The following is a 9,911-nucleotide window of genomic DNA, read 5'->3' as shown; positions in this document are numbered from 1 at the left end:
TGTGAACAGGTTCTTAGGAACAGATTGCAATTTATCCCAAAGCACAGTAATATAGGTTGTCCCTTTATCAATAAATAGGAGTGCTTATGAGCAGTCAAATTACCTTAGGTGGCAATGCCGTTGATGTGGCAGGCGAGTTTGCCAAAGTGGGCGAGACGGTCGCTGATTTTGTCTTAGTGGGTAATGATTTGGCGGATGTTAAATTGTCCGATTTTGCAGGCAAACGTAAGATTTTAAACATTTTCCCAAGCATTGACACGGGCATTTGTGCCACGTCCGTACGAGTGTTTAACCAAAAGGTAGGCGAGCTTGATAATACCGTGGTACTGTGCATTTCGGCAGATTTACCCTTTGCCCAAGCCCGTTTTTGTGGGGCAGAAGGGCTTGACAATGTCAAAACTTTGTCCGCTTTTAGAAATGCTGATGTCGCCAAAAACCTTGGCGTTGCCATGACATCAGGAGCATTGGCAGGGCTAACCGCTCGTGCGGTCATTGTGCTAGATACTGATAACAAAGTATTGCACAGCGAGCTTGTGCCAGAGATTAAACAAGAGCCTGATTATGATAAGGCGTTGGCATCCCTTGCTTGACTTCATTTGATAAAATAGCCCGAATGTGGGCTATTTTTTTAATATTTAAAATTATTTAACATAATCCTAATTAATTAATTTATTTACGATAATTGCCACAAAGAATTGGCATGCCTTATATTTATGCGGTAGGGGGTATCACCGATGTTTTACCTTGCCAATGCCACACACATATCAAGCAAGCGATTGGCATAGCCGACTTCGTTATCATACCATGCTAGGATTTTAAATTGGCAACCCGCTTGCATAAGCTGAGAGCCGTCTATGATGAGCGAATGGGTATCGCCGATAAAGTCAGATGAAACAAGCGGTTCATCGGTATAATCCATAATCCCACGCAGACGGTTTTGGCTTGTGTGTTTTAAGAGTTCTCTGATGTCGTCAAGGGTAGGGGCTTTTTCAAAGATGACCGTGATGTCAATGCAGGCGACATTGACCGTTGGCACTCGGATAGAATGCCCGCTTAATTTGCCTTGTAAAAATGGTAACACTCGCACACTGGCATTAATGCTGCTTGACGTGGTGGGAATGATGTTTTGCCCTGACGCTCTTGCTCGCCTTAGGTCTCGGTGGGCTTGGTCTAGCACCGTCTGGTCGGCGGTTACGGCATGAATCTCGGTCATCATCACGCTGTCTATGCCATAGATTTGCAAGGTGTGCAGTAGGGGGACTAGGGCTTGGGTAGTGCAGGACACGCCTGAGATAATCGGTAAATTGGTATGCAGTATCTCATCATTAACCCCCATGACCACGCTGGCATCCACCGTATCAAAGGGGGCAGAGCCGATGATGACTTGTTTTGCCCCTGATAAGCGGTGCAGGCTTGCATCATCATAGGAGCGAAAACGCCCTGTGCATTCTAACACCACGTCAATGTCAAGCTCGCCCCATGCGATGTTAGTGGGGTTTTTTTGGTTAAGTAGTAAAATCTGGCATAGGGTTTGCCCGTTTTTTTGTAAAATCAAATACTCATCTTGTAGATGTGCGTCCACACCCAGTCTGCCGTGCGTGCTGTCAAATTTTAATAAATGCAGGAGCGTGTGAGCGTCTGCGATGTCATTGATGGCGATGATGTCAAGGCGGTCAAATCTTGTGATGTTGGACAGATACGCACGCAGTAGCATTCGCCCAATGCGTCCAAAACCGTTGATGGCAAGGCGAAGGGTCATGGCTTATCCTGGTTGGTGTTACTGTTGGCTGTTTTGCTGTCATCTGCCGTGTCTGTTGTGTCGGCTTTATCGGCTTTGGAGATGTCCAAAAATGCCAACGCCAGCCTTGCGATGTTGTAATAGCCATTGCCTTTACCACTCATCTCTACGATGGGTTTGAGTTTGATACCGCCTTCAAATTCGCCTTGGGCGTCGAGCTTATCATGGATGGCTTTGATGGCGTGTAGCTCATCATCACTGGGGGCAAAACGCAGGTAGTCGTCTTTGCCATCACGTTCGATGAGATGAGTGATGTGGCTGATGATGGTGGATTTGGCAAGCTCACGTTTCTGTGCTATCTCATCAAGACTAAGACCTTCTTTGATGAGTGCTAGGGTCTCATCTAGGGTTTTGCCGACTTGGGCAGGTGATTTGCCTTGGGTGTGGTTGGCGTTGATGTGCTGTTTGCGGGCTTGCTCATCTTTGCCTTTTTGCAAAAGTTTTTCTTGGCGAGCGATAATGGCATCATCAGTAATGCCATCACAGGCGATGATGAACTGTTTGTGAATCTCGCTTAGAGTGTCATCATCTAAGGCGTAGAACTTTTCGGCTTGTTCGTCGGCAATCTCTAATAGACGATTATTGACGTGAAACACCCATTCATCTAACAGTAGGCTGTTTTTGTTCATGCCAAGGAGTTTTAAGCCGTCCAGCGACCGCAGGCGAGAGAGAGCGACATAGCCTTGCCCCATCTCAAAGGTGCGAGATAAATCAATCTCGGCAGCATCTAGGGTCATGCCTTGGCTTTTGTGAATGGTGATTGCCCATGCTAAGGCAAGGGGGATTTGGCTGTAACTGGCTAATATTTCGCCTTGGTTGTCTTCTATCGTCCATTCATCAGGCTCGGCATAGACCATGCGACCACTATTGAGTCGTACCATGGGGTATTTAATGGTGTTGGCGGACTCGTTACTACCATCAATGTTTGCCTGTGGTAGGGCGACAAAATCAACCACTTCGCCCATCGTGCCATTAGAGACACTAAGGTTTTGGTTGTTTTTGACAAACATGACCCGAGCCCCGACTTTTAGGGTTAAAGATGGGGCGGCTTTGACGTTTTTGGCGAGCATTTCTATCAAGGCTTTATCGCCATAGGTGGTGCAGTCAAAGGTGTGGGCATCGCCATCTAGCAGAGCAAGCTGTTCTTGGTTGATGCTGTCCACGTTGCCATTATGAGTGTACATACGTGTACAATTATCGCTGATGTCGTTATGGCGAGTGCCAAGCAAGATGTCTTGGGCGAGAGCATCCACGTCCTGATGGCGGATTTGGTTTAAGATGTCGTTTAGGCTCATGCCAAACCGTTCACGCTCATCATGCCCTGCTTGACGGTGCTGTTCTGATAGGTAGCAGATTTGAAAATTGGCATTTTTCCATGCCTTTGCCATAAAGGCAAACTTTTCTTTGTTGCTCTCACCTTTGTTGCCAACAGGGGGTAACTGAAAAAAATCGCCCGAGAAAATCACCTGCACCCCACCAAAAGGGGCGTCATTTTCACGAATGGTACGTAAAATCTCGTCCAACAAGTCCACTTGTTTGGCATGGAGCATGGAAATCTCATCGATGATGAGTACCTTAGCGTCTCTTAGGCGGTCGGTCACGGCTTGGCGATATCTTAGACGTTTAAAATCTTCATCGGTAAAGCTGTCCTTGATGCCCATGCCAGACCATGCGTGTATCGTCATGCCGTTCATGTGCGTGGCGGCAATGCCTGTACTGGCGGTAATAGCAGCTGAGATGCCACGCACTCGCAGATAGTGAATGTACTGGTTTAGGACATAAGTTTTGCCTGCTCCTGCCTGCCCTGTCAAAAAGACGTTTTGTCCTGTTTTTAAAATATCAAGTGCAATACTTTGTTTCATGGTATTTACTTTGGTAGCTGTGGCGGTTTGTCGGGTTTGGGTAGTGGGTTTTTGGCATTGGTCTCGCTATTCATGTCAAGCCCCGTCTCGCCTGCTTCGATAGGCTTATCATCTTGCTTAACTTTATTGAGCATGCCTTGGCTTAGGTCGGTTTTGGCGACATTGACCGCATTTTGGATGTCTTTTAGGGGGTCGGTTTTTTTATTGCCCAGACGACGGACGACCGAACCGCTAGGAATGGCGGTCTCTTTGACATTGTCATCATAAATAATCCGACCTTCGCTGTCAATACGTGCGTATTTAACGCTTTCATTTCTAGGAATGAAAAAGTCTCGTGGGCGTGTGATTAGGTGCTTGAACATCAGCTCGCCCAAATCTTTCCACTGGCTAAAATGCACTTCTTTGGAACGTAGGGCAATCATGAGCGACAGTGAAAAACTAACAATCAGGTTCACCATGCCGATGAGCAATACCCCAACAAAGGCATACAGGGCAAGTTGCCATGTCAAATCATCAGGGGATAAGAAAAACAGCCCATGCACAAGGTTGGCGGAGGCAAAGGCGATGTGGCGAATGTCAAGTGGCAGTCCGAGCATGTAGCCGATGGTGGCGGTACTGCCCAAAAAACAGCCAAAGATAAAGTTCCCCATAATTGCCCCAAGATTAGCTTCTACAAAACTGCCAAGACGGTTTTGCCAGCTTTGGGGCATGAGACGAGCAAGCAGGCGATGACGTTTGACTCGTTCGCCGATTTTATTAAAGGCGGCAAGGTTATCATAATACCCCGAGATAAGTCCTGATAGGAACAAAAACACCCCAGCGATGGCAGCGTGTGGCAAGGAGAGTGAACGCAAGGGGTCAAGCTCGTGGAGCAGGTAGGCGGCCTTTTCGGTGCTAATCATCGGCTCACCATAGAACTGCACCCAGCCAAAGGCGATGAGTAGGGCGATGGGCATGGCGATGGAGATGTTACCCATGATGGCGATAAACTGCGTTCGCATGATGTCCACGACCAACTCAGCAAGTTTGGTTAGCTGTTTTTTGTTACTAGATCCTTCTGAGATGGTGGAGGCGATGGCGGCGGCGGTCATGGCGGGCTGTTTGGTGGCGACTGTCCCCCCTACGATGTGAATGCCGACAAAGCCAAGCCCATAAATCATGCTGTTCATGAACGCTTTGCCAATAGGGGCAAGCACGAGCGATGAGCCTAGGATTTTTAAGGTTGCCATAAAAGCGATGAGAAAACCACCAATGGCTGCCTTTTTGTACATTTTTTTGTAGCCAAGCTTGTCGGTACTGATGTAATGCTCGCCCACTTGACCTGAGTTTTCGGTTATTTTACGAGACAGCAGGCGGGTGTTATTTTTGATGAGATAGCCAAAGCTGTATCGGGTTTTGGCGGTGCGGACAATCTCTTGGGTTAGCTCCACGATGGCTTTGTCGCGGTTTTTGTTTTTGTCAGAGACGAGTTCAAGCAAGATATGCATGCGGTGAATGCTTTGCTCAAGTCGCACAAGCATATTAGTCATACGAATGGAAATGCCCGTTTTGTACACCCGTTTTCGAATGTTATCAACAATGTCTTGGCACTGCTCTAGCATGACAAGCAAAGGAGCAGGGTCAATGTCCACATCAGGCATGGTGTCGGTCATGGCGTCCAAGTTATGGGACTGGCGATACTGATTGACAAACAGGACGGTCTCTTGGTTTTGGGCGACAAAGGCGGCGGTGTAGTTTAAAACCTGTGGGTAGGTATCCATCATCTCAGTGTGTAGCCCAATGCCACTGATGCGATAGGATAAGATGACCAAAGCGTTTAGGATGCTGTTTTTGGCACTGGCGACCAGCTCTAGGTTCTGCTCATCAACCTTGATAAGCTCCACCAGCTCATCCCAATGCTCAGGCGTGATGAGTGACAGCCATTTCTCATCGGTCGCCCCGTCAAACAGATAGTGAGCAAGCTCCACCACGGAGTCTTCTTTGGGCAGCAAGGGCAAAAAACGATGTCCTATCAAGCGGTTAATGCTGTGTGAAAAGCTGTCATCAGAGATGATGCCCGTATCTGCATAGAGCGTGATACGCTGATAGTTGTCTGTTAGACGCAGGATAAACGCTGCCAGTCCTGCACCGTATTCAGGATTGTCTTTTAAAATATCAATGAGTTCACGGATTTTGGCATTGACCGCTTCTTCGTCATCGCCCGTCACTCTTAGTGCATCAATGAAACGTTTCAAAGACGAAGGCTCGGGCAACTCTTGGAGTAGGCTGATGTATTGTAAAATATGGCGTAAGTCAGAGCTGTGATCTAGCAATGGTTGTCCTTAATGTGTATTTAGATAAACCGACTATTTTAGCACAGTTTTTGGGGATAGTTAAAAGCGATAAGTGATTTTCTTATTTTTCATTGTAAATACAAAAGGTAGGCACGTCCTTAATTTCATCATGTTTTATGTTTTATAAACGTGTTATTAATGATGGGTGTAAGCGCCCAAATCATCGATTTGAAAAATAAAAACATTGGGATAAATATTTGCCCCAATGTTTTTATAAAAAAGATGAAAATTATTGACATTGAAATTTAATAAAATATTCATAGTCATCATCACGGCTTAGCTCAGGCGAGCCTGTGCCGAGTATCGTGCCGACCACTTTTGCCCCTTGTTCCATGACTCGCCCCATGCGTTCGTCCATCACGCCATTGTAGGTGGTGGTGTCATTGATGACGACAGGGGTTTTGTAACCGCATTGGGCTTTGGCGGACGCTAGGGCGTTGTTTTGGGCGGTGGCTTTGGTCTTGCCCAGTCCCGTGGTCTCAAAGGTGTTATCCGCCCGAGCGATGACAGGGCTAGTCGGCGTGCTTTGGCAAGCGGTCAAGCCCATGGTAACTAGGGCGATGGCACCGACAGAGCGTAGGGTGGTGATGTTCATAAGTATTCCTGATAATAAAATAAAAGTGTCTCGTAACAACGTGGCAATTATGACAAGTTATTAACATAACTATGCTTAGCCATTTTAACAAAACTTGTTTTCTTATTATTATCACAATGGTAATGTTTTGTCTTTATATTTATTTAACATAATCTATTTTTAAAATGCAGTCATAAACCCCCAAATCAATACAAGGCTAGTAATATGTGGGTGTAGGGACGAGCTGAGCACGTCCTTTGGCGGTATCAATTTTTATGGGCGTGCAAAAACAGCCCTGCAAAGCCTGTGGAGAACATTTGATTTATTAGGCGTAATAAAACAAAAACATCCGCATGATTTTATCCCATAAATTTTTACAAAAATACACAAATTTTTGGTACAATGGTTTTATTTTAAATCAAATTGTTATTTTAAACCAAATAAGGAAAAACCCATGCCAGTCGGTGATGTTAGTCTTGTGCCATTGTTGCCCATTGATGGTGTAAAAATCGGCATTTGTGAAGCGGGCGTTCGCTATGCAAACCGCCGTGATTTGACGGTGTTCAAGATAGATGACGGGGCGAGCGTGGCGGTCGTTACCACGCAAAACCACTTTGTGGCAGCCCCTGTGCAAATTGTGCGTAAACATATCCAAACGCACACGCCACGCTATCTACTCATCAATACAGGCAACGCCAATGCAGGCACAGGGCAGGACGGCTTGGACAGGGCGTTGGCGACTTGTCAGGCGTTGGCGGAAAAAGCAGGCGTGAATGCGTGCGAAGTGCTACCGTACTCCACAGGCGTGATAGGCGAGACTTTGCCGAGCGAGCGGATTATTGCAGGACTGGATAAGACATTGTCGGATTTGACTGCCGATAACTGGCTAAACGCTGCCCACAGTATCATGACGACCGACACCACTCCCAAAGGGCATAGCGTACAGACCACGATAGACGGCACGACTTACACGGTAACAGGCATCAGCAAAGGGGCGGGGATGATACGCCCAAACATGGCGACCATGCTTGGCTTTGTGGCGACAGATGCTTGTATCAGCCCAAAGCTACTCCAAAAAATCTTGGTGGATTTGACCAATCAATCCTTTAACCGCATTACCATTGACGGCGATACGTCCACCAACGACTGCTGTACGCTCATCGCCACAGGCAAGGTGGGCGATTTGATAGACAGTGAAAATCATGCCCATTATCAAGCCATTTATGAAGCCATCAGAAAGGTAATGCTAAAAATCGCCCAGCTCATCGTGCGAGACGGCGAAGGGGCGACCAAATTCATCACGGTCAAGGTAGTAGGCGGTAAGAGTGCGGACGACTGTGCCAAGGTTGCCTATGCGGTGGCTCATTCGCCCCTTGTCAAGACGGCATTTTTTGCGTCCGACCCGAACTGGGGGCGGATTTTGGCGGCGGTGGGCTATGCGGGTGTGCCATTTGACCAAAGCCGTGTGAGCGTATCGCTCGATGAGATTGCCATTTGTCAGCGTGGCGGACTGGCGGACGGTTATACCGAAGAGCAGGGGCAATCGGTCATGAGTCGCCCTGAGATCACCGTCAGTATTGATTTGGGGCAGGGCGATTGTACCGATACGGTTTACACTTGTGATTTGTCGCATGAATATGTGAGTATCAATGCCGATTATCGTTCATAATTCACACAAGGCAAATCATCGCATTTGCCTTGCTTTTTCTTAAACATAAAATTTACCTAATAAAAGGCAAGTCCATGAAAAAATTATCCATCATCTTAACTTTAACCTTATCCGCCCTAATCTTGCAAGGCTGTGTACATAAAGTCGTTACCGTTCCTGTCAAAGTCGCCTACAAGACCACCAAAGGCGTGGTTAAGGGTACAGCAAAAGTGGTCGGAGCGGTCATTCCTGACGGCGACAAAAAAGACAGTAAAGGCGACGATTGAATATTAAATGAATATTAAAAAATAGTTACAATTTAGCAAAATTATAAACACAACATTGGGACAAAAACCGTTCTAATGTTGTGTTTTTGTAATTATCAGAGCGGATAATATTACAAAACCAACCCTTTTGAGATTTTTTCTTTATAATAGCCGGTTTTGAAACGGACTTAGGTTGAGATTTTTTAATCATATATTGTTTAATAATTTATAAAACTAAATAAAATATTAAACAATATATGATTAAGCAATTTTAAATTAAGTCCGTTTTTGTTTGCAAACGCATTGTAAATTTAGGTGTTTTATGACAAAAACAAATAAAATGAAAAAAATCTTGATGATTGTCGGGGTTTTGTTAATTGTGGTTTTGGTGGCGGTGCTACTGTTCTTGTTCCGTCCTGTGGTGACCAAACCGGTCAAATTGGCAGGCGATGAACCTGTGGTGGACATGGTGCTGGTGGGCGGTGGCATCATGTCGGCAACGCTTGGTACGTATCTGTCGGAGCTTGAACCGACGTGGAAAATTCAAATGTACGAACGCCTTGACAAGGTCGCCCAAGAAAGCTCAAACGGCTTTCATAACGCAGGCACGGGGCATTCAGGCTTTATGGAGATGAACTATACCGCCGAAGCTGAAGACGGCAGTATCTCGATTGAGCGTGCCGAAAAAACTGCCGTACAGTTTGAGATTTCCAAGCAGTTTTGGACGCACCAAGTCAAAAACGGAGCATTGGGCGACCCCAAAACGTTCATTAATCCTGTGCCACACATTGCTTTTGTGTGGGGCGACAACGTGGACTTTTTAAAACGTCGCCACGAAGCCATGATAAAATCCCCTTTGTTTAGCGACATGATTTATAGCGAAGACAAGGCAGAGATAGGGCAATGGGCACCGCTCGTTACCAAAGGGCGAGATGACAGCCAGCCAATCGCCGCCACCCGCATGGACATCGGTACAGATGTAAACTATGGGGCAATCACCACACAGCTCATCAATCATCTCGGCAAAAATAGCAATTTTAACCTAAAAGTTAGTACCGAAGTGACAGGCATTAGCCGTAACGATGACGGCACATGGACGGTGAGTGTCAAAAACCTTGCCGATAATAGTGTCTCACACACCAAGACTTGCCGTGTCTTTATCGGGGCAGGTGGTGCGGCGATAAAAATGCTACAAATGACAGGACTGCCTGAGAGTAAATATTATGTAGGGTTCCCTGTGGGTGGTCTGTTTTTGATGACCGATAACCCTGATGTGGTCAATGCTCACACCGCCAAAGTCTATGGACGTGCCTGCCGAACTTGGAGCACCGCCCATGAGCGTGCCACACATCGATACTTGTTATATTGACGGCAAAAAATACGTGCTGTTTGGACCTTTTGCTACGTATTCAAATATACCAACCGAACTT

At 46.4% G+C, this 9,911-nt stretch carries 7 protein-coding genes and 1 pseudogene; 4 read left to right on the top strand and 4 right to left on the bottom strand.

The window, feature by feature from the left end; genetic code table 11:
- The first annotated feature begins 86 nt into the window (after positions 1-86).
- On the top strand, positions 87-590 hold the full coding sequence (gene tpx / locus B5J93_RS12115; RefSeq protein ID WP_079326608.1) for a thiol peroxidase: 504 nt from the start codon (positions 87-89) through the stop codon (positions 588-590).
- Positions 591-739: 149 nt separating this feature from the next.
- Here the strand turns inward: tpx and B5J93_RS12110 are convergent, their stop codons facing one another.
- The 4 genes from B5J93_RS12110 to B5J93_RS12095 all read right to left on the bottom strand — a co-directional run bounded on the left by B5J93_RS12110 (position 740) and on the right by B5J93_RS12095 (position 6,588).
- Positions 740-1,759 carry a type I glyceraldehyde-3-phosphate dehydrogenase gene (locus B5J93_RS12110; RefSeq protein WP_079326607.1) on the bottom strand — a complete coding sequence of 340 codons (1,020 nt, stop codon included), beginning with the start codon at positions 1,757-1,759 and terminating at the stop codon, positions 740-742.
- Positions 1,756-3,660, bottom strand: coding sequence for an AAA family ATPase (locus tag B5J93_RS12105; protein ID WP_079326606.1), 1,905 nt, complete (start codon positions 3,658-3,660; stop codon positions 1,756-1,758). Before B5J93_RS12105 ends, B5J93_RS12110 begins: the two co-directional genes overlap by 4 nt.
- Before the next feature lie 5 nt (positions 3,661-3,665).
- The gene (locus tag B5J93_RS12100; RefSeq protein WP_079326605.1) at positions 3,666-5,972 is read right to left on the bottom strand and encodes a site-specific recombinase; all 2,307 of its coding nucleotides are present in this window, start codon (positions 5,970-5,972) and stop codon (positions 3,666-3,668) included.
- Between the two features lie 250 nt (positions 5,973-6,222).
- A complete protein-coding gene (locus B5J93_RS12095; RefSeq protein ID WP_079326604.1) occupies positions 6,223-6,588 on the bottom strand; it encodes a hypothetical protein in 366 nt (121 codons plus the stop codon).
- A 433-nt stretch (positions 6,589-7,021) separates the two neighbouring features.
- Here B5J93_RS12095 and argJ point away from each other — a divergent pair, with 433 nt between their 5' ends.
- The 3 genes and pseudogenes from argJ to B5J93_RS12080 form a co-directional block, all read left to right on the top strand.
- On the top strand, positions 7,022-8,236 hold the full coding sequence (argJ, locus tag B5J93_RS12090) for a bifunctional glutamate N-acetyltransferase/amino-acid acetyltransferase ArgJ (protein ID WP_079326603.1): 1,215 nt from the start codon (positions 7,022-7,024) through the stop codon (positions 8,234-8,236).
- A 74-nt stretch (positions 8,237-8,310) separates the two neighbouring features.
- On the top strand, positions 8,311-8,502 hold the full coding sequence (locus B5J93_RS12085) for an NF038104 family lipoprotein (RefSeq protein WP_079326602.1): 192 nt from the start codon (positions 8,311-8,313) through the stop codon (positions 8,500-8,502).
- A 319-nt stretch (positions 8,503-8,821) separates the two neighbouring features.
- A pseudogene (locus B5J93_RS12080) lies at positions 8,822-9,911 on the top strand (malate:quinone oxidoreductase); the annotation flags it as partial.

Source organism: Moraxella equi (assembly GCF_002027555.1).
In the GTDB taxonomy this organism is placed as follows: Bacteria; Pseudomonadota; Gammaproteobacteria; order Pseudomonadales; family Moraxellaceae; genus Moraxella; species Moraxella equi.
This window is presented reverse-complemented; position numbering and strand designations above follow the sequence as displayed.